General features: G+C 49.2%; 17 protein-coding genes and 2 pseudogenes. 12 read left to right on the plus strand and 7 right to left on the minus strand.

Annotated features, from left to right (window positions below):
* Positions 1–1469 (minus strand): amino acid permease (locus VJY99_RS06925; protein ID WP_324117329.1); only part of this gene is annotated, 1469 nt, incomplete at its 3' end.
* A gap of 163 nt (positions 1470–1632) precedes the next feature.
* Positions 1633–2499, minus strand: coding sequence for a DNA-binding transcriptional regulator YeiE (gene yieE, locus VJY99_RS06930; RefSeq protein ID WP_324117330.1), 867 nt, complete (start codon positions 2497–2499; stop codon positions 1633–1635).
* 104 nt (positions 2500–2603) lie between these two features.
* Here yieE and VJY99_RS06935 point away from each other — a divergent pair, with 104 nt between their 5' ends.
* From VJY99_RS06935 to nfo, 4 genes are all read left to right on the plus strand, one after another.
* Complete coding sequence (locus VJY99_RS06935; RefSeq protein WP_324117331.1) at positions 2604–3653, plus strand: YeiH family protein; 1050 nt, start codon at positions 2604–2606, stop codon at positions 3651–3653.
* A 113-nt stretch (positions 3654–3766) separates the two neighbouring features.
* Positions 3767–4111, plus strand: coding sequence for a hypothetical protein (locus tag VJY99_RS06940; RefSeq protein WP_324117332.1), 345 nt, complete (start codon positions 3767–3769; stop codon positions 4109–4111).
* Positions 4101–4670, plus strand: a complete 570-nt coding sequence (locus VJY99_RS06945; protein ID WP_324117333.1) for a hypothetical protein — start codon at positions 4101–4103, stop codon at positions 4668–4670. Before VJY99_RS06940 ends, VJY99_RS06945 begins: the two co-directional genes overlap by 11 nt.
* Before the next feature lie 99 nt (positions 4671–4769).
* Complete coding sequence (nfo, locus tag VJY99_RS06950; protein ID WP_324117377.1) at positions 4770–5627, plus strand: deoxyribonuclease IV; 858 nt, start codon at positions 4770–4772, stop codon at positions 5625–5627.
* A 121-nt stretch (positions 5628–5748) separates the two neighbouring features.
* On the opposite strand, the gene fruA is transcribed toward nfo, so the two are convergent.
* From fruA to fruB, 3 genes are read right to left on the minus strand one after another with little or no spacing between them, the layout of a single operon-like run.
* A complete protein-coding gene (fruA, locus tag VJY99_RS06955; protein WP_324117334.1) occupies positions 5749–7440 on the minus strand; it encodes a PTS fructose transporter subunit IIBC in 1692 nt (563 codons plus the stop codon).
* A gap of 16 nt (positions 7441–7456) precedes the next feature.
* A complete protein-coding gene (gene fruK / locus VJY99_RS06960) occupies positions 7457–8395 on the minus strand; it encodes a 1-phosphofructokinase (protein WP_324117335.1) in 939 nt (312 codons plus the stop codon).
* Positions 8392–9525 carry a fused PTS fructose transporter subunit IIA/HPr protein gene (fruB, locus tag VJY99_RS06965; protein ID WP_324117336.1) on the minus strand — a complete coding sequence of 378 codons (1134 nt, stop codon included), beginning with the start codon at positions 9523–9525 and terminating at the stop codon, positions 8392–8394. The genes fruK and fruB overlap by 4 nt, the downstream gene beginning before the upstream one ends.
* A gap of 369 nt (positions 9526–9894) precedes the next feature.
* Between fruB and VJY99_RS06970 the strand changes: the two are divergent.
* From VJY99_RS06970 to VJY99_RS06980, 3 genes and pseudogenes are all read left to right on the plus strand, one after another.
* Positions 9895–9987, plus strand: a pseudogene (locus VJY99_RS06970) (hypothetical protein); the annotation flags it as partial.
* A 462-nt stretch (positions 9988–10449) separates the two neighbouring features.
* Positions 10450–11433, plus strand: a pseudogene (locus VJY99_RS06975) (methyl-accepting chemotaxis protein); the annotation flags it as partial.
* A 32-nt stretch (positions 11434–11465) separates the two neighbouring features.
* Positions 11466–13046: an EAL domain-containing protein gene (locus VJY99_RS06980; protein ID WP_324117337.1), complete on the plus strand. Its 1581-nt coding sequence runs from the start codon at positions 11466–11468 to the stop codon at positions 13044–13046.
* Between the two features lie 106 nt (positions 13047–13152).
* Here the strand turns inward: VJY99_RS06980 and VJY99_RS06985 are convergent, their stop codons facing one another.
* Positions 13153–13407: a YkgJ family cysteine cluster protein gene (locus VJY99_RS06985; RefSeq protein ID WP_324117338.1), complete on the minus strand. Its 255-nt coding sequence runs from the start codon at positions 13405–13407 to the stop codon at positions 13153–13155.
* A 166-nt stretch (positions 13408–13573) separates the two neighbouring features.
* On the opposite strand from VJY99_RS06985, the gene yeiP reads away from it, so the two are divergent.
* The gene (yeiP, locus tag VJY99_RS06990; protein ID WP_324117339.1) at positions 13574–14146 is read left to right on the plus strand and encodes an elongation factor P-like protein YeiP; all 573 of its coding nucleotides are present in this window, start codon (positions 13574–13576) and stop codon (positions 14144–14146) included.
* Between the two features lie 181 nt (positions 14147–14327).
* Here yeiP and uxuA read toward each other — a convergent pair whose 3' ends face one another.
* Entirely contained in the window at positions 14328–15521 is a 1194-nt protein-coding gene (uxuA, locus tag VJY99_RS06995; protein ID WP_324117340.1) for a mannonate dehydratase, read from the minus strand.
* 209 nt (positions 15522–15730) lie between these two features.
* Here uxuA and VJY99_RS07000 point away from each other — a divergent pair, with 209 nt between their 5' ends.
* The 4 genes from VJY99_RS07000 (at position 15731) to mepS (ending at position 20045) form a co-directional block, all read left to right on the plus strand.
* Entirely contained in the window at positions 15731–17194 is a 1464-nt protein-coding gene (locus VJY99_RS07000) for a mannitol dehydrogenase family protein (protein WP_324117341.1), read from the plus strand.
* A gap of 132 nt (positions 17195–17326) precedes the next feature.
* Positions 17327–18307 carry a GTP-binding protein gene (locus VJY99_RS07005; protein WP_324117342.1) on the plus strand — a complete coding sequence of 327 codons (981 nt, stop codon included), beginning with the start codon at positions 17327–17329 and terminating at the stop codon, positions 18305–18307.
* Between the two features lie 42 nt (positions 18308–18349).
* Positions 18350–19057: a phosphatase PAP2 family protein gene (locus VJY99_RS07010; protein WP_324117343.1), complete on the plus strand. Its 708-nt coding sequence runs from the start codon at positions 18350–18352 to the stop codon at positions 19055–19057.
* Between the two features lie 421 nt (positions 19058–19478).
* The gene (mepS, locus tag VJY99_RS07015) at positions 19479–20045 is read left to right on the plus strand and encodes a bifunctional murein DD-endopeptidase/murein LD-carboxypeptidase (RefSeq protein ID WP_324117344.1); all 567 of its coding nucleotides are present in this window, start codon (positions 19479–19481) and stop codon (positions 20043–20045) included.
* Positions 20046–20130 lie beyond the last annotated feature (85 nt).

Genomic DNA, 20130 nt, shown 5'->3' on the forward strand with positions numbered 1-20130 from the left:
TACTTTTCAAACGTTTTTGGGAACGTCATTTCGCTGTATTTCACGAAACGAGAACCTTTAGTTATCTTGTAGCCGAACCAAATCGCCAGGAACAATGGAATACCAATGTAGGTTGCGGTTACGCCAGCCCAATCAATTCTATCGGCCAGGAATGCTTCGTAGTTCTGACCCAAGGTGATAATCAGGCACAGAACGAAGGCAAAGATTGGCCCCAAAGGGAAGAAGCCTGAAACGTACGGCAAGTCTTTGAGATCACGCCCTTGTTTCACATAACCACGACGGAAACGGTAGTGGCTAATCGCAATACCTAACCAGGCAATAAACCCCGTCATACCGGAGGTGTTCAGCAGCCACAGGTAAACAGTCTGGTTGCCATACATCGATGTCAGGAAACACAGACCCGCAACGACCGTTGTCGCGATTAGCGCATTACGCGGCACACCGCCCGCAGACAGCTTAGAGAAAATACGTGGTGCTTTGCCATCACAGGCCAGGGTGTAAAGCATACGCGTTGATGCGTACATCCCGGAGTTACCTGCTGACAGTACTGCCGTCAGGATTACGGCATTCATGACAGCCGCCGCAGACAGCAGACCTGCGTGCTCAAATACCAGGGTGAACGGGCTTACGCCGATATCTTTCACATCGTTACGCAGCAAGCTCGGGTCGGTATAAGGAATGATCAGGCTGATAATCAGAATCGCGAACACATAGAACAGCAGGATACGCCAGAACACCTGGCGCACCGCGCGTGGAATGTTCTTACCAGGATCTTCTGATTCACCCGCAGCGACACCAATAAGCTCAGTCCCCTGGAAGGAGAAGCCGACTATCATCGCCACGCCTATCATGGCAGAGAACCCACCAGCAAATGGCGCATCGCCAATCGTCCAGTTGCTCCAGCCCGCAGGTTGTGCGCCTTTGAAGATACCCAGAATCATCATCACACCGACAATGATAAAGATGATAATCGTGGTCACTTTAATCAGTGAGAACCAGTATTCTGCTTCACCAAAGCCTTTAACGGAGATGTAGTTCAGCAGGAACATGATGCCGAGGAACAGCGCACTCCAAATCCAGCCTGGGGTATCAGGGAACCAGTAGTTCATCACCAGTTGTGAGGCGACCAGGTCAACCGCGATAGTAACCGCCCAGTTGTACCAATAGTTCCAGCCCAGCGCGAAGCCAAAGCCTTCCTCAACGTATTTTTGCCCGTAGGTGGCAAATGAACCAGAAACCGGCATGTATGCCGCAAGCTCGCCCAGGCTTGTCATCAGGAAGTACACCATCAGACCAATCAGCATATAGGAGAGCAGCGCGCCGCCAGGGCCCGCCTGAGAAATGGTTGCACCAGAGGCAACAAATAACCCGGTACCGATGGATCCGCCAATGGCGATCATCGTTAAGTGGCGCGCTTTTAGCTCACGTCTTAAGCCAGGCGCTTGTGTTGTTTTATCTTGAGAAACCATAGAAAATTGCGGTCCTTCCAAAAAATGAGGCGCGATTGTAGCAAATCAGTCTTATACATATAGTAGAAATGCGATGTTATAAGAGAGCTTCATGATCGGAGACGGATTATAAGTAACGCACTTATGATAAGGGGCGAAAAGTGCCATCGGATGCCACTTTCATTTACTTATCGCAATATTTCAAAAAGCGCTGTAAGGCATTTGAAATATGCTTCTGGCGATGGTGAATGCGATACAGAGTCCGCACCAGGCGCGGCAACGGTATAGGCACTTCCACCAGCGATCCGGCTTCCAACTGTTCTTCAATGACTCGACGTGATAGGCAGCTAATGCCCAGACCATGACGCACTGCGTGTTTAATCGCCTCTGAATTACCTAATTCCATACAGAGTTGGATCTGAGGCAAATGCGATAGCAGCAGGTAGTCAACGATCTCACGCGTACCGGAGCCTTTTTCACGTAAGATCCACGGCTGTTGCGCCAGAATTTCCAGAGTGATTGGCTGTTGCAAGAAAGGTGCACTCGGTGGAGCAAACACGACCAGTTCGTCTTCAAGCCATGGCTCGGTAACCAAATCGGTCATATGGCTCGGCCCTTCAATCAGGCCGATATCAACACGGAAATCTGCCACCGCGTTAATCACGTCCTGGCTATTGCCAACGCTCATTTCCAGCGGAAGTGCGGGGAAATCTCGGCGATAATGGGCAATCATTTCCGGCAGAATATAGTTACCAATCGTGCTACTGGCGAAAACGCGAATAGCCCCATTATCTTCTTTAAATAACTGTTCAATTTCAGCGGCCTGTTCCAGTAAACCCACAACGCGGGGATACAACAAGCGGCCATGTTCGTTGACCACCAACCGCTTACCGACGCGGTCAAATAACTGCACACCCAATTGCCCTTCGAGATCAGACAGCGCGGCACTCACCGCCGACTGCGACAGCGACAGCATCTGTGAAGCCTGGGTCGTAGAACCGCTTTTGAGGACTTCGGCAAAAACTTCAAGTTGCCGCAGTGTGATATGCATGAGGGTTACGCCTTAACAGTTATTCAGATTGATTATAAATATATAATCAATTTTATTTTTAAGCCAGTCGCTCATACACTTTTGCCAACACAAAGGAGAAGGCTATGGCTACGCTATCAATTCCCACTCATCGATATTCATTGTGGCATTTTCTGCCAGGCCTTGCGCTGGCAGGCAGCATTACTGCACTGGCATTGTGGTTGGGTAACATTCCTTCCGTGGCAGGATTTGGGCTAGGAGCATTAACGCTCGCCATTTTGTGCGGGATGGTCATCGGCAACACGCTGTACCCGAAAATCTGGCAGCACTGTGAGGGTGGCGTGCTGTTTGCGAAACAACACTTATTGCGCCTTGGCATCATTCTGTATGGTTTTCGCCTGACGTTTTCGCAAATTGCAGACGTCGGTGTCAGCGGTGTCGTCATCGACATTCTGACATTAACGAGCACCTTTGCCCTCGCCTGCTGGCTGGGTCAGAAAGTGTTTGGTCTGGATAAACAAACCAGTTGGTTAATTGGTGCCGGTAGCAGTATTTGTGGTGCCGCCGCGATACTGGCAACGGAACCGGTTCTCAAGGCTGAAGCCAGTAAAGTCACCGTGGCCGTCGCCACTGTCGTGATTTTCGGTACGCTGGCTATTTTCATTTATCCGATGATGTATCCGTATGTCACGCAGTGGTTCACGCCGGAAACGTTTGGGATTTATAGCGGTTCAACCATGCATGAAGTGGCGCAAGTGGTGGCTGCGGGGCATGCAATAAGCCCTGAGACTGAAAATGCGGCGGTGATTGCGAAAATGCTGCGCGTCATGATGCTGGCTCCGTTCCTGATTTTCCTGGCCGCTCGCGTTAAACAGCTCGCGCCGGCAGGCCAGGCACAGAAAAGTAAAATTACGATCCCATGGTTTGCAGTGCTGTTTATTGTCGTGGCGATGTTTAACTCGCTGCATCTGCTGCCTGCCTGGACGGTTAATATACTGATAAAGCTGGATACTTTTTTGCTAGCCATGGCCATGGCGGCATTGGGTTTGACGACCCATATCAGCGCGCTGAAAAAAGCCGGTGTGCGTCCATTGTTGATGGCACTAATATTATTTGTCTGGTTGATAATTGGCGGTGCGGCTATTAATTTGATAGTGCATGGGTTTATTAATTAAACAAATGAATAATCAATACCGTTAGCCATTTGGAAATTTGTGACCCCTATCGTATAAGAAATACTCTGGGAGGGTATAAAAGAGTTTTATATCTTCCCAGGAGCTATCAGGTAATGAAAGGAAGCTTTTGTAACATTCATCATTTCACCCCAAGTCTGAAAACCTTCGAGACACTCAAAGAAATGGAGCGTCTTACTCGCTCTGCTAATTTTCTTAGCCATCTACTCACCGCTGTACCTATATTTCAAATATTTTCAGGACGTGGCAATTACGCCGGGTTAAATACATTATCCAGCAGCGACAACATCACAACCTACGACTGGAACAATCTGGCTCAGGCATTTTCAAGCATAGATGTTATAAAACGCCGCCAGCTTGAAACACTTGCTATGAGAGCAGTTGATGAGACATCTTCGAAAGACCGAGAATTTTGGAAGTGTGTCTACAATGCCTTATAACTTCCTATTATTCTTAACATTGCTGTTCCAGGCAGGCTCTTCTAACGCCGCGACATCTTTTCATGAGCATCTAAAATCTGAGGCGGTAACCGCCAGGTATCAACTTGAAAATAAAATTTCAGAATGTAAGGCTTTAGAAAACCGCGAGGTTAATTATTTTGATTTTTGGTTACAATCACAAACCGAAGCTACCCGGAGAAATATGGTTTGGGATCTTATTCAAACGTCCAGAGATGGCTGTATCGAACAGGAGAGAAATCATTATACCGTTATCACGGTACGCCTGGCAGCGTTAACGGACTCCAGGGCACTGCTTGATGAATGGTTAAATACCTACCCAGAATATCATCATGATATTAAAGAACAAATATCTATTCCTCGGGAAATATACCAACAGCATTTGCAAAGACTCAGCCAAAGTCTTGCTTTTCACCTCCCTTTCCCTCCCATCGAAGCGTTGGATGCCATTGTGCCAAATCAGGAAGATATCCTGAATAAACGAGTTCGCGAAGTGTGGTTAGATTTTCCTGATATACCAGGATTACACCCGCCGCGATAAAACCAGGTAAACCGGAACACAAACCTGGTGTGAAAACTCCCGCATAACCCGCTATCATTGACGGTTTCCCGGTAGCGGGTTTTGACAGGAGAAACAATGATGAAGTTTATTGGCGCACACGTCAGTGCCGCAGGTGGTCTGGAAAATGCCGCAATTCGCGCACATGAGCTTGAAGCCACTGCTTTTGCCCTGTTCACTAAAAACCAACGTCAGTGGCGCGCCGCACCGTTGAGCGAAGAAGTTATCAGTAATTTCAAACGTGCCTGTGAAAAGTACCATTACGGTCCAGGACAAATCCTCCCACACGATAGCTACCTGATTAACCTCGGTCATCCCGTCGAAGAAGCGCTGGAAAAATCCCGCGAAGCCTTTATTGATGAGCTGGAACGCTGCACGCAACTCGGTCTGTCCTTGCTGAATTTCCATCCTGGCAGCCACCTGATGCAAATCCCCGAAGAAGAGTGTCTGGCACGTATTGCACAGTCGATAAACATTGCGCTGGATAAGACAGAAGGCGTGACGGCGGTGATTGAAAACACGGCGGGCCAAGGGAGCAACCTCGGTTTCCGCTTTGAGCATCTGGCAGCAATCATTGATGGCGTAGAAGATAAATCTCGCGTCGGCGTGTGTATCGATACCTGCCACGCTTTTGCTGCGGGATATGATCTGCGTACTGAAGCGGACTGCGAACAGACCTTCGCTGAATTCGACCGTATAGTCGGGTTTAAATATTTGCGCGGTATGCACCTTAATGACGCGAAAAGTGCCTTTGGCAGCCGTGTCGACCGCCACAACAGCCTGGGTGAAGGCAATATCGGCCATACCCCATTTAGCTGGATCATGCGCGATAGCCGTTTCAATGGGATCCCAATGATTCTGGAAACCACTAACCCGGATATTTGGGCCGAAGAAATTGCGTGGTTGAAAGCACAACAACATCAAGAAGTTGCGGCTTAAAAAAAGAAAGCTCCCGGCGAATGCAGGGAGCCTGGAATGAGTGTCGGATGTCGCTGCGCTAATCCGACCTACTTTTTGCTTTTGTAGGGTGGATTAGCGATAGCGTCATCCACCCACAGTATTACGCTGCTTTAACCGCTAATTCAGTTTCTGAACGTTTGAGGAAGGCATAAGACAGCCCCGCCAGCAGTGTTCCCGCCACAATCGCAATCAGGTAACCCAGAACCGGTGTAATCGCACCTGGAATCAGCAGAACAAATAATCCGCCATGTGGAGCCATCAACTTGGCACCCACTGCCATCGACAGAGCCCCCGTCACCGCACCACCAATGATACAACATGGCAGAACGCGCATTGGGTCACGAGCGGCGAACGGGATTGCCCCTTCAGTGATAAAGCACAAACCCAGAACCAACGCCGCTTTACCGCCCTCTTGCTGTGCCTTGTCGAACTTACGACGCGCAACCAGCGTCGCCAGGCCCATCGCCAAGGGTGGCACCATACCTGCGGCCATGATCGCCGCCATAGGTGCATAAGTTTGGGTACTCAGCAATCCGACGCCAAATGCGTAAGCCGCTTTGTTCACCGGCCCACCCATATCAGTACACATCATGCCGCCAAGAATTGCGCCCAGCAGTAACGCATTCGCGGTGCCCATGGTTTGCAGCCAGTGAGTTAAGCCTTCGAGGATTTTCGCAACTGGGGTACCAATCAGGTAAATCATCGCCAGCCCAACAACCAGGCTCGAGAACAGTGGGATTATCAGAATGGGCTTCAGTGCTTCCATGCTGGTTGGCAGTTTCAGCTTCGTGCTGATCATCTTCGCAACGTAACCTGCGAGGAAGCCCGCAATAATACCGCCGATAAAACCTGAACCGGTGCTAACCGCTAACATACCGCCGATAAGCCCTGGGGTTAAGCCTGGACGGTCCGCAATAGAAAATGCGATGTAACCTGCAAGAACTGGCACCATCAACGCAAAGGCTGAACCCCCACCGATTTGCATCAGTGCTGCGGCCAGAGTGCCCGGCACTTTGAACGCTTCGATACCGAATGCAAATGACAGTGCGATACACAAACCACCCGCAACCACCATCGGCAACATGTAGGAAACGCCGGTTAACAGGTGACGATAAGCACCCGCCGCCTCTTTCTTACCTTCTTTCGTATTCGAAGCACCCTGGGCGTTCGCGACGAAAGTCGTTGCCTCAACGACCGCTTTATCCAGCTCTTGTGCCGTTTTTTTCAGCGCCAAACCGGTTGAAGTGCGGTACATCGGCTTGCCAGCAAATTTAGCCAGATCCACTTCTATATCCGCGGCAACAATCACCAAATCAGCTTCAGCCACTTCTTCTGGTGTAATCGCATTACCCGCGCCGACTGAACCACGCGTTTCAACTTTTACCCACCAGCCACGTTTTTTAGCTTCGGTTTCAATGGCTTCAGCAGCCATAAAGGTATGCGCGACACCGGTCGGGCAAGCCGTTACCGCGACCACACGTTTTGGCCCTTTAGCCACAGCCACAGGCGCTACGTTTACTGGTGCGGTGTACGGTTTAGCTTTGCTTTTTGCTTCACTTAAAAACAATTCTGGATGTTGTACCGCGCGGTCGATATCGCCGAGGAATACATTTTTACCATTCAGCGAGGCATCAGCAGGTATCGCGTTACCCACCACAATCGCCATTTCAGCATCATTTGGATTGTCGATAATCTGCAAGTGCGCTTTCTGCGCCGCAGAACTGAGCAGCGTTTTCGCAAGGTATGCGCGGGCTTGACCAAGACCAGGTTCGATAATCAGCAGCGTTTTCATTGTTCCTCTCCTGCTGTCAGTTAAAAGGTTTCAGATCAACACGCGCCATCATGGCCGCCAGTTGAGTCCTGTCGGTAATACCGACGTTGCTCTGACTCACCGCTAGCGCCGCAACTGCCGTCGCCAGACGTAAGGTATGTTCACTGGATTCACGCATTAACAGGCCGTAGATAAGCCCACCCACCATGGAATCACCGGCACCCACGGTGCTGACGACTTCACAAGCTGGCGGTTTCGCCACCCACTCACCGGACGCGTTAACCCAAAGAGCGCCTTCGGCACCCAGAGAAATCACCACATGAGCAATGCCCTGTTCACGCAGCGCGTGGGCCGCATCAATCACATCTTTCATATCCGGAAGCTTACGACCTGCCCAAATTTCCAGCTCGCGGCGATTCGGTTTCACCAACCATGGTGCCGCTTTCAGACCAGCCACTAACGCTTCGCGGCTGCTGTCGAAAATAATGCAAGGGCACAGGCTGCGCAGACGGGTCATCCAGTCGGTAAACGCTTCCGGGGAAACGCCTGCCGGTAAGCTGCCACTGACGCAAACCATGTCAAACTGGCCGAGCCAGCTCAGGGAATCGGCAACAAAGCGATCCCAATCCGATTGAGTGACTTCAAAACCGGAGAAATTCAGATCGGTCACTTCACCGTCTTTTTCTGTCAGTTTTACGTTGATACGGGTACGGCCCTGTACAACCTGGAAGCGGTTAGCAATCCCCAACTCGCTGAACAGTTGCTGGAAGCCATCCTGGTTATCTTTCCCAAGGAAGCCGCCGACTGTGACATCGATACCGAGATCTTTGAGAACCTTAGCAACGTTAATGCCTTTACCGGCAGCGTGTAAGCCAGTGGTACGAACCAGGTTAACTTCACCGCGCTCAATTTCCGGGGTGTAACCGACCAGATCGTAAGCCGGGTTTAGCGTGATGGTTGCGACGCGACGAGTCATGCTGCCCCCTCGCCCAGACCGGCAGCAACAGCTTCACCAATCGCTTTCAGTGCAAGTTCAGCATCGTCACCCTGTGCGGTAAAACGCAGGTGATGGCCTTTCTTCACGCCAAGTGCCACAACTTTCATCAGGCTACGTCCATTGGCTGGTTTGCCGGTGCCATCGAGGTTGGTCACGGTAATCTCACTGTTAAATTGTTTGATGGTATTCACCAGCACGGTGCCGGGACGTGCATGCAAACCGTGTTCATTACGAATCTGGAACTCAGCACTCAGGCTGTTTTGTTCAGGTGCGACGTCGCTGGTCAGCATCGTCAGCAACGCGGGTGCATCGGCATTGAGCAAACGGTCAGCCGTGTTGTTAATCAGCATGTCGCTCAGGCGGTTAAGCACTTGCAAGGGTTGGTCATCGGCCACAGCAACCGTCATCAAAAGCGATACCGGTTGGCCTTCAGTTTCGAACGCGGTAACAGGACGGCTGATTGCCACAGCACTGGCCAGGTTGCCTTCGGTACTGTCGCTCAGCCAGATACCCTGACCTAAGTAAAGTGGTTTGCTGGAAATGACATGGCTAACAAACGCGGTGTTAGCCGCACCCGCCTGTTTGATGCGCCCGGCATTTAATGCTTGCAGCGTCATCAGGTCAGTTGCAGTGACATCCAGCGTCAGCAACGAGTTATCAAATAGCAAAGATGCGGACTGTTTTTCGCCCATCAGCACAGCACGAAGCTCTTCTGCTGATGTTGCATTTTTGAGTTGTTCAGCAACGTCGTCATCACTAAGCACATGTGTCAGCTGACGCAGTAAACCCAGGTGTTCGTCGGAGCTGGCAGCAATACCAATTGCAACATAGGCGGTTTGGCCTTCGCCCCACTCGATTCCCTGCGGGAACTGAAACACCTGAACGCCGGTTTTCAGCACCAGATCTCGGGTATCGGTGGTGCCGTGTGGAATAGCAATACCGTTACCCAGGTAAGTGGAGGTTTGCAGCTCGCGAGCCAGCATACCTTCTACATAGCCACTGCTGACATTACCCGCTTGCGCGAGTGCTGCGGCAACCTGACGAATGGCTTCTTCTTTATTTCCGGCACTCGCTCCCGGATGAATGTCCTGCACAGATAACTGGAACATGGTTCTCCTCTCCTGCTGAATTGAAACGATTCAGCTGCAATGAGAAAAAATGCGCCATCCCACTCCTGATACAAAATAAGACGACGCTGAAACGTTTCAAGTAGTGTGCATATTCACCCGAATTCAGGCAAGAGATGTTGAGATTTCGTTACTGAAATTTAGAGGTTCCGCACATTTTCCTCAAACCTGAACGTAAAAGCTGAACGAGTTAAAGCAGGATCATCCAATGGACCCTTCCTCTTTAATAAGTATGGTGGCAGTTTCATAAAAAGCTAAACCCGCCCCCCTGCGATGCGTTTGTGGGTAGCGTGAGCATTAAGAGGCTTTTCGTGCCGCCTTTGATTGAACAACTGTTTATTGACTGACAAGGCGTGCGAACACGCCGACCGTATCAGTCGCGAGGCGGTGATGTTCAGCTCGATTCTGCGTGCGCAGGTATCACTTGCCTGGGTGACTGGCCCAGCGGATTTATCGTTGTCACGGGGATGGGTGAGAAGGTTTTTATATTTCAGACCGCAAAGAATCGCAGTATCACCACGCGTTATGAAAAACGGCGATAAACTTCACAGAAGCGCTTATTACGTTGTCAATAAATCGAAGTCACGACCCTTTTTCTATTTAGTCTGATATTTCTTCAATGAATCAATTTAGTTCAAAAATGAAATCATTCATTTATTGTGGTAAATAATCACGCCTTCTCCTGATGATAATTAACATACATTACAAGTAGTTAATAAAAAAGAAGCGTCATACCTCTGTAAAACTCTTTCACTCTATTTGTTAACTTATTTTCTTAACATAAGAAGGTTGAAAATTTCCTCAGTGTGTTGTGTCAAAATATATCAAGTTTATGGCAGCCAAACCGATAACCCTTGTTAGGTAATGGTTAAATATTTTTTTCATGAACGTTAACTGATTTAAGGGTCTGAGGTGAGCAGCAGTCTTGACCTTACCCGCTTTGCCGATGCTTCCCGCGGGGATGAAATTGGCAAAATGGCACAGGAATTTAATAAATTACTGACGAGTTTTTCTGGCACACTGACTTCTGTCAATGGATCTGCGCTTTCAGTGAGCACCGGTTCCTCTCAGATAGCAGCCGGTAATGAAGACCTTTCAGCACGCACGGAAGAACAGGCCGCTTCTCTTGAACAGACATCGGCAAGTATGTCGGCACTCAGTGACACGGTTAAACACAATGCGGAGAGTGCGCATGAGGCCAGTAAGCTGGCTAATACTGCCAATAATATGTCAGTTGAAAATGGTGAGTCCGTAAACACCATGCTGAACACCATGGAAGATATCCGACACAGTTCCAGTAAAATTGCTGATATCACCGGGCTTATCGAAGGTATTGCCTTCCAGACTAATATATTGGCGCTTAACGCGGCGGTTGAAGCAGCCCGGGCTGGCGAGTATGGTCGCGGTTTTGCTGTCGTCGCAACAGAAGTCCGCAATCTTGCCCAACGCTCATCTACTGCTGCGCGTGATATTAAAATCCTGATTGGAACCTCCGTTGACCAGATTGCCAATGGCGCACTTCAGGCCGAAAAGGTCAGGGATAATTCAGAGAAAGTCAGAGATTCTGTTCAACAGGTCGCTGACCTGGTCGGTGAGATTGCTGCCGCCACCGCGGAACAAAGCAAAGGGATAGAGCAGGTTCATCAGGCCATTGGTCAGATGGATGAGGTGACCCAGCAAAACGCCGCCCTGGTGGAAGAGGCATCCTCTGCATCCCGGTCATTACATGAGCAGGCAGAAGTGCTCACCAGGCTAGTATCAACATTTAAGTTAGACAGTGTGACGGCTGGGCGTGTTTTGCCACAAGCGGTCATTAAAAAAGCCCCGGTACAAACCGTCAGGCGCAATGAAACATCCGCGTCATCAGAAGGAAACTGGGAAAGTTTTTAGCTGATTGAGGTCTAAAATTTATGGGGATGTAAATGCCGTTTCGAGTCTTAGAGGCACGTCAATTTAAAGTTCGGCTCGAAAGCGCCATTGCGGTTAGCCTGCTGTGTATCGTGCTGGGGTATATCGTCACGCTCTCGCAGACTGTCTCAAATACTACGCAAGCGGCCAGGACTCGCTTGCAGCAGACCCTAAAGAAAGTTGATCAGACACTGGATAGCGGCAAACAGACCGCCTCTGCCCTCAGAGGGAGCCTTGACAAACCTTGTCAAGAAGTCGAGCCGCTATTGAGAATGTTGTTGGTTGTTTCACCGGATGTGCACAGTATCAGCTTGGTTCATGGGGATAACGCCTTTTGTTCTTCCCTGTATGGCTCCTATCAGGAGCCGATCAATGTTGATAATTACACCCATGGTAAACTCGTTCTCATGAAGGGCAACGAAGTGAAACCGGATCAGCCGCTTATCGTCTACCGGGAAGTTGTCGGCAATAATAGTATCGTGGTGAGGCTTTTTGGTTATCATTTGCTCTCTGAACTCGACATGTTGAGTTCAGATTCACCCATAAGCCTGGTCGTGGGGCGACAGCGTTGGCAGTCCAATAAAAAGCCAACCGATCAATTTTTTGCCCTTGAAACACCGGATTATCTGGAATCGGTATCGACAACGTACCCGTTTCGGGTCGCCACGCAATTGTCCCCTGCTAACTACATGAGCAATATCTGGCGATTTTCTAAAGTCAGCCTCATCGCCTGGACTCTTCTGAGTCTGGTGGCAGGCGTTTGGGTGTTTAGGATAACGGGGCATAGGAGCTCGCCGGAGCAAGGGTTGCGACGGGCGCTGGAGCATCAGGAGTTCATTCCTTACCTCCAGCCAGTGGTGTCCGGAGAATATACTCACCTGACTGGCTGTGAGGTCCTGATGCGCTGGCAGCATCCTCTTGAGGGCATGATCCCACCGGACCGGTTTATCCCGATGGCGGAAGACACGGGTCTTATCATCCCGATGACCCGGGTTCTGATGGAACAGGTGCGCGAACAGTTTGCGCCTCAGGTACATCAGTTACCCAGCGGCTTCCATTTCGCTTTCAACATCAGTGCCTCTCACTGCAAGGACTTTAGCCTGATTGAGGATTGCCGGATGTTCATTTATGCCTTCCGACACAACCCCATTAAGCTGGTGCTGGAGCTGACTGAACGGGAGTTGCTGGTGCCCGATGAGGTCACGGACAGGCTGATTGCCGAACTACACAATATGGGAGTGTTAATCGCTATCGATGATTTCGGTACCGGTAATTCCAGCCTCAGATATCTGCAGGGCTTCAGTATTGATACGCTCAAAATCGACAAGAGCTTCGTCAACATGATTGGGACCGACGCTATCTCTGTCCACATCGTCGATAACATCATCGACCTGGCAAACCGACTCAGCCTGCAACTGGTGGCAGAAGGCGTGGAGAATGAGGTGCAATCTGCCTACCTGAGGGCACGTAATGTGACCTTCCTGCAGGGCTATTTATATGGCAGACCGATGCCGATGACGGAGTTTGCCAGTCAGTACCTCTTGCAGCCAGATGCAGGACAGGTGGTATTAGAAATACGAGAGGAGTTTGTGTAAGCCGATTAACACAATGAATCAGAACGATGATATTGGGACAAACTCTAAAACCGTGGCCAATTTTGTTGGCCACTTCATTTAAGACATCAAACATCTCGCCAGAATGTTAAGACGCAGTTTCCGCTTCAAGTTTAATCAGGTAAGTCATCGCAGCATCTCTATGTGTAAAACACATTTCCCGACTAGCTTGCAGGCTCGCGCAGACTTTGGGACGTAATGGAGAGGTGAAAATCTTACACTGTAAATTGTCCGCAAGTTGGACACACCTGGTATTAGCTGGTTTTCCGTGTGGCATCCCAGGAATCGGGCTTGAAATTGAAGGGGCAATACAACATGCGCCGCAATCGGGACGACAGTCCATCTGCAATACTCTGGTGGGCTGACAAGGATCTGGACTGTAGCAGTAGTGACGCGGCTTTACTATGCCATTTCTACCCTATCAGTGATTAAATCCGCTTGCCTGAATGACGCCCCGCGAGTAATTTGACGCAATATTTTCGCCCTTCAATTTTTTACAGGAAACACCGATGGCAAGAGCTAATGAAATCAAAAAAGGTATGGTACTGAATTACAACGGCAAACTGCTGATTGTTAAAGATATTGATATTCAGGCACCGAGTGCGCGCGGCGCAGCAACGCTTTATAAAATGCGTTTTTCTGATGTCCGTACTGGGCAGAAAGTTGAAGAACGCTTCAAAGGTGACGATATCGTCGACACCATTACCTTGACTCGCCGTTTCGTTGATTTCTCTTACATCGACGGTAACGAGTACGTGTTCATGGATAAAGAAGATTACACCCCGTATATCTTCACCAAAGATCAGATTGAAGACGAGTTGCAGTTCATTCCTGAAGGCGGCATGCCAGACATGCAGGTTCTGACCTGGGATGGCCAATTGCTGGCACTGGAATTGCCACAGACTGTGGATCTGGAAATTGTTGAAACTGCACCGGGTATCAAAGGTGCATCAGCCAGCTCCCGTACCAAGCCTGCAACGATGTCAACTGGCCTGGTGATTCAGGTTCCAGAATATATGGTGACGGGTGAGAAGATCCGCATTCATATCGCTGAAAAACGTTCTATGGGCCGCGCTGACTAATTGCTGCTAAGAATGTAAAAACGCGCCAGAAGGCTAACACCGTTAGTTTAAGAACGAGATATCCGGGGCGACCACCGGGTTTGGCGTCCCTCCGGGAACCAAATCCCGGTGTTTCCCCTCATTCATTGACTTAAGTGAACGGTGTTAGCCAGAAGGTGCGTTTTTTATTGGCTGTTTTAGCTTACTTCAGCAAATCCGGGAACATTGTCTGTTTCAGAGCCAGTTCCACGCCACGTACTTCTGCCAGACCTTTCAGACGACCAATCGCTGAATAACCTGGGTTGGTTTTCTTGTGCAGATCGTCAAGCATCTGGTGGCCGTGGTCTGGGCGCATTGGAATCGGACGCACATCACCGCTGTTTTTACGACGCTGCTCTTCAGTCAGAATCGCTTTCACAACCGCCACCATGTCCACGTCACCTTGCAGATGCGCGCCTTCATGGAAGGTTTTCGGGTTTTCTTCACGGCAAGTTGCACGCAGATGGGTGAAGTGAATACGATCGCCGAAGGATTCAATCATACGTACCAGGTCGTTGTCAGCACGAACACCGTAAGAACCCGTACACATCGTGAAGCCGTTATAAATGCTGTCGACGGTTTCTTTAAGCCACTGCATATCTTCAATGGTAGAAACGATACGCGGCAGGCCGAGGATTGGACGCGGTGGATCATCCGGGTGAACGGCCAGACGCACACCGGCTTCTTCTGCTACGGCAACAATCGCACGCAGGAAGTACGCCATGTTTTCACGTAGCTGTTCTTTATTAATACCGTCGTATTCAGCAAGGCGTGCACGGAACTGGTCCAGGGTGTAGCCCTCTTCCGCACCCGGCAAACCGGCGATGATATTACGCGTCAGTTTTTCTTTTTCTGCATCGGACGTAGTATTGAAGTAATCCAGCGCCTGGCGCTGCTCTTCTTCGCTGTAATCCGCTTGCGCGCCTTTGCGCTTCAGGATGTGCAGCTCAAATGCCGCGAACGCTATCTGGTCAAAACGCAGAGCGCGTGAGCCATCGGGTAACTCATATTCCAGATCGGTACGCGTCCAGTCCAGAATAGGCATGAAGTTGTAGCAAACGGTGTCGATGCCACATTCTGCCAGGTTACGAATGCTTTGTTGGTAGTTTGCGATATGCTTATCGTAGTCGCCGGTGTGAGTTTTAATTTCTTCGTGCACCGGAATACTTTCTACTACCGACCAGGTCAGCCCTTTCGCTGCCAACACGGCTTGACGCTCTTTAATATCAACAATCGGCCATACTTCGCCATTTGGGATGTGATGCAAAGCAGTCACGACACCAGTCGCGCCCGCCTGACGCACATCATCTAAAGATACCGGGTCTTTTGGGCCGTACCAACGCCATGTTTGTTCCATCGACAGTTCCTCAGTTAAGTTGTCATACCAATTTTAGAATACTGCATTGACTACTACCATACTTGATTCTTCTTTTCGGTCAAATTTTGCGGTGGTATTGGTTGATCCAGCTCACATTAAATGGATAAAGGCGGCACACCAATTTTATTTGCTGTCATATAACTTTAGACTGCGCAATGTTACCAATTCGTTAATCAGGATTTACATTTATGAATACAATTGCTTCGGTCACGCACCCCGCCAGCGTTCAGCAACCGCGCTATGATCGTAAGGCGTTAAAAACCCGCATCGTCCATTTTGGCTTTGGGGCATTTCATCGCGCACACCAGGCGTTGTTGACTGATCGGGTACTCAATAAATTGGGGGGTGATTGGGGTATTTGTGAAATTAGCCTGTTTAGTGGCGACAAACTGATGACTGCGCTACGGGCTCAGGACCACCTCTATACCGTGCTAGAAAAAGGCCGCGAGGGTAATCAGGCGATTATTGTCGGCGCGGTTAACGAATGCCTGAATGCAAAACTTGATGGCCTTGATGCGATTATTGAGAAGTTCTGCGAGCCACAGGTGGCGATTGTTTCCCTGACCGTGACTGAAAAGGGATATTGCATCGACCCGGCGACCGGAAAACTCGACAACAATAACGAACGAATTATTCACGATCTACAAAATCCAGGCGAACCCCATTCAGCACCTGGCATTCTGGTAGAAGCCCTTAATCGTCGCCGCGAACGGGGGTTGCGTCCTTTTACCGTGCTTTCGTGCGACAACATTCCCGACAACGGTCATGTGGTTCGCCATGCTGTGATTGGCATGGCAGAAACGCGCAGCCCGGAGTTAGCCGACTGGATCCGTGAGCATGTGACTTTCCCAAGCACCATGGTCGACAGAATTGTCCCCGCTGCAACACCCGAATCGTTACTCGAAATCACCGAAACGCTGGGTGTTGAAGATCCGTGTGCGATTTCAGGCGAGCCGTTTATCCAATGGGTTATTGAAGATAACTTTGTTGCTGGCCGCCCCGCATGGGAAGAAGTGGGCGTTGAAATGGTCGACGACGTGATGCCGTGGGAACAAATGAAACTGCGCATGCTTAACGGTAGCCACTCCTTCCTCGCGTATCTCGGCTACCTCGCGGGCTATCAGCATGTCAATGATTGCATGGCTGATGACAATTTCCGCAAGGCTGCGCATCGTTTAATGATGCAAGAACAAGCGCCGACGCTACGCGTCACAGGCGTCGACTTGCAGCAGTATGCGCATAACTTACTTGAGCGTTTCGAAAACCCGGCGCTGAAGCATCGCACCTGGCAAATCGCGATGGATGGAAGCCAGAAACTGCCACAACGCATGTTGGAAAGTGTGCGCTGGCATCTGCAACAAGGTGATGAATGGCCATGTCTGGCGTTGGGTATTGCTGGCTGGATGCGTTATGTCAGCGGTATCGATGATGCGGGCAACGAGATTGATATTCGCGATCCTCTGGCCAGCAAGATAAAAACGTTGGTTGAAGGCAGTGCTCCTGAAGAACGCGTACTCGCCCTGCTCAGCCTGCAAGAAATCTTCGGTAGCGACCTGCCTGCTGATGAGCAGTTTGTCGAAAACATCCGTGCCGCATGGAACGAATTATGTCGCAATGGCGCGCGCGCAGCGATCGCCAAACTGGTCAGTTAATTTAACGATCGATGCCTTTAAGCGTGCTTCACAAGGATGTGATGCCGACCCAAGCTTCCATTTCTCGCAAATGTTGTTCAGGATTGTGATAATTACATCACATAAGGTTCACTTAACCTGTCCGGAGCAACTGTGACTAAAACCAACCTCATTACCGGTTTTCTCGGTAGCGGAAAAACCACCACCATTTTACATTTGCTAGCCAATAAACCTGAGCATGAAAAATGGGCGGTGCTGGTCAACGAATTTGGTGAAGTCGGCATCGACGGCGCGTTGTTAGCCGACAGTGGCGCATTATTGAAAGAAATCCCCGGCGGTTGTATGTGTTGCGTGAATGGGCTTCCGATGCAGGTTGGCCTGAATACATTGCTTCGTCAGGGTAAACCCGACCGCTTACTTATCGAGCCTACGGGGCTGGGTCATCCGAAACAAATTCTCGACATGCTGACTGCCGAAGTTTACCAACCGTGGATAGAACTCAATGCCACTGTCTGTTTGCTTGACCCTCGCCAGTTGCTTGATGAACGGGTCGTGAATAATGATAATTTCCGCGATCAATTGGCCGCAGCCGACATGATTATTGCTAATAAAGAAGACCGTGCCAGCGACGAAAGCCGCAGTGCATTGGCCCAATGGCAACAGCGCGAAGGTGCGGGCCGTGAAATTATTACGGCCCTTAACGGCAACATCGACATCTCTCTCCTCGATAAACCGCGCCAAAATTTACGTGAACTCCCTTCCAGTCCAGACCATAACCACAGCCACGCCGTCTCTAAGGGGCTTGCCGCATTAAGCTTGCCTGAACATCAACGCTGGAGACGCAGCATTAATAGTGGCCAGGGTTATGTCGGTTGCGGTTGGATATTTGATGCCGACACACTCTTTGACACCGTTGGGATTCTGGAATGGGCCAGGCTTGCCCCGGTCGACCGCGTTAAAGGTGTGCTGCGTATTGAGGAAGGTTTAGTGCGAGTTAATCGTCAGGGCCTTGATTTCCATATCGAAACACAAAATGTTGCGCCACCAGACAGCCGTATTGAGTTAATCCATAGCGGTGATGTTGACTGGAATACGTTGCAATCATCACTGTTGAAGTTACGTTTAAGTTCGTAAGTCTACCCTTTTGCCCTGTGTTTAAAAATCTCGTGACATTGTATGAATACTGTTCGACTTCCTCTAATTCTGGTGCTTAACGCACTGGGATTAGCACTATTTTTTAGTTGGTATCTACCTCCTGAGCACGGGTATTGGTTCGTTATCGATTCCACTCTCTTCCACTTCTTTAACCACGCACTGATTAAGAGCCACGCCTTCCTCTTGCTTGTCGCTGTGACCAATAATCGGGTATTTGATGGAATATCGTTATTAGCGATGGGTTCGCTGTTTTTTTGCTACTGGCGCAAAGAGTCAGTAACTGGCCGCCGCCACAGAGTTATCATGGGTATTGTGATGCTATTTTGCGCAGTGATTATTAATCAGCTCGGCCATTTGATTCCGGAATCTCACGTCAGCCCTACGCTGTATTTCACCGATATTTATCGTGTGAGTGACTTGCTGCACTTCCCGACTAAAGATGCATCTAAAGACAGTTTTCCTGGCGATCACGGATTAATGCTGCTGATTTTTACCGGCTTCATGTGGCGATATTTTGGCAAAAAAGCGTTTGGGCTTGCCGTTATTATTTTCCTGATTTTTATCATGCCTCGCATGATGATAGGTGCGCATTGGTTTACTGATATCTTCGTCGGTTCGTTATCTGTAGTGCTTGTTTGCTTACCCTGGGTGCTATTAACCTCAATAAGTGACAGGTTAATTATCCTGCTGGATTGCTATTTACCCAAGCGACTTAAAACAAATCATTAACAAATAACAAACATAATTAACCCCCAAACATCAGAGAATGGAATAGTATCGGGTGATTGTTCATTCTTCTGTCAAAATAGCCCAATATTTAGCCGGCCAGCTTCCCCAGACAAATGAAGCAGTTGTACCTTTAAGCACCAATCTCGCTCAACAAACATACAATATTTCTAATCATTTTCTAACATCACAATTTCTTATAAGAAATCAGTTAAAAGCTCTCGCCACACCCGTGTTGATAGGGTACCCTCGGATTCGTTATGTGCATAAAGCAAATTAATTCACAGTGTGAATAATTTTGTGCGTGATACCACAGTTTTGCTCATAATCAATTGTTTCATGGCGTATAGATAATTAGTCTCGTCACGTTGGCATTTCGTATAACGATATTTATCGTTAAGGACATCAAGGGATAACAAACATAATGGTCAAATCTCAGCCTATTTTGAGATATATCTTGCGGGCTATTCCCGCAGTTGCTGTAGCAGTACTGCTGTCAGCATGTAGTTCGACTAACACCGCAAATATGCATTCTGAGACGCATGCAGTCAGCAATAAAGATGGTTTTTTACTGCAAGCTTCTCAGGATGAATTCGAAGAGATGGTCCGTAATGTAGATGTGAAAACACGTCTCATGGATCAATATGCAAGCTGGAAAGGCGTTCGTTATCGTCTTGGCGGCAGCAATAAAAGCGGTATTGATTGTTCAGGATTCGTGCAGCGTACATTCCGTGAACAATTTGGTTTAGAGCTACCTCGTTCAACTTCTGAACAGCAGGATACAGGTAAGTCGATTTCACGTAATAAATTACGTACTGGCGATTTAGTTCTGTTCCGAGCAGGTTCAACCGGTCGACATGTTGGTATTTATATCGGCAATAATCAGTTTGTACATGCTTCCACCAGCAGTGGTGTGACGATTTCAAGCATGGACGAGCCGTACTGGAAGAAGCGCTATAACGAAGCACGACGCGTCCTGAGCCGCAGTTAATGCGAATCTTGCAAGCAGTTACCCCTTGGCTGTTTGCAAACGACAATTTGACGAGACAAAAATGCTGCTTATGCAGCGTTTTTTT

It is taken from the genome of Buttiauxella sp., from assembly GCF_035271705.1.
Classification (GTDB): domain Bacteria; phylum Pseudomonadota; class Gammaproteobacteria; order Enterobacterales; family Enterobacteriaceae; genus Buttiauxella.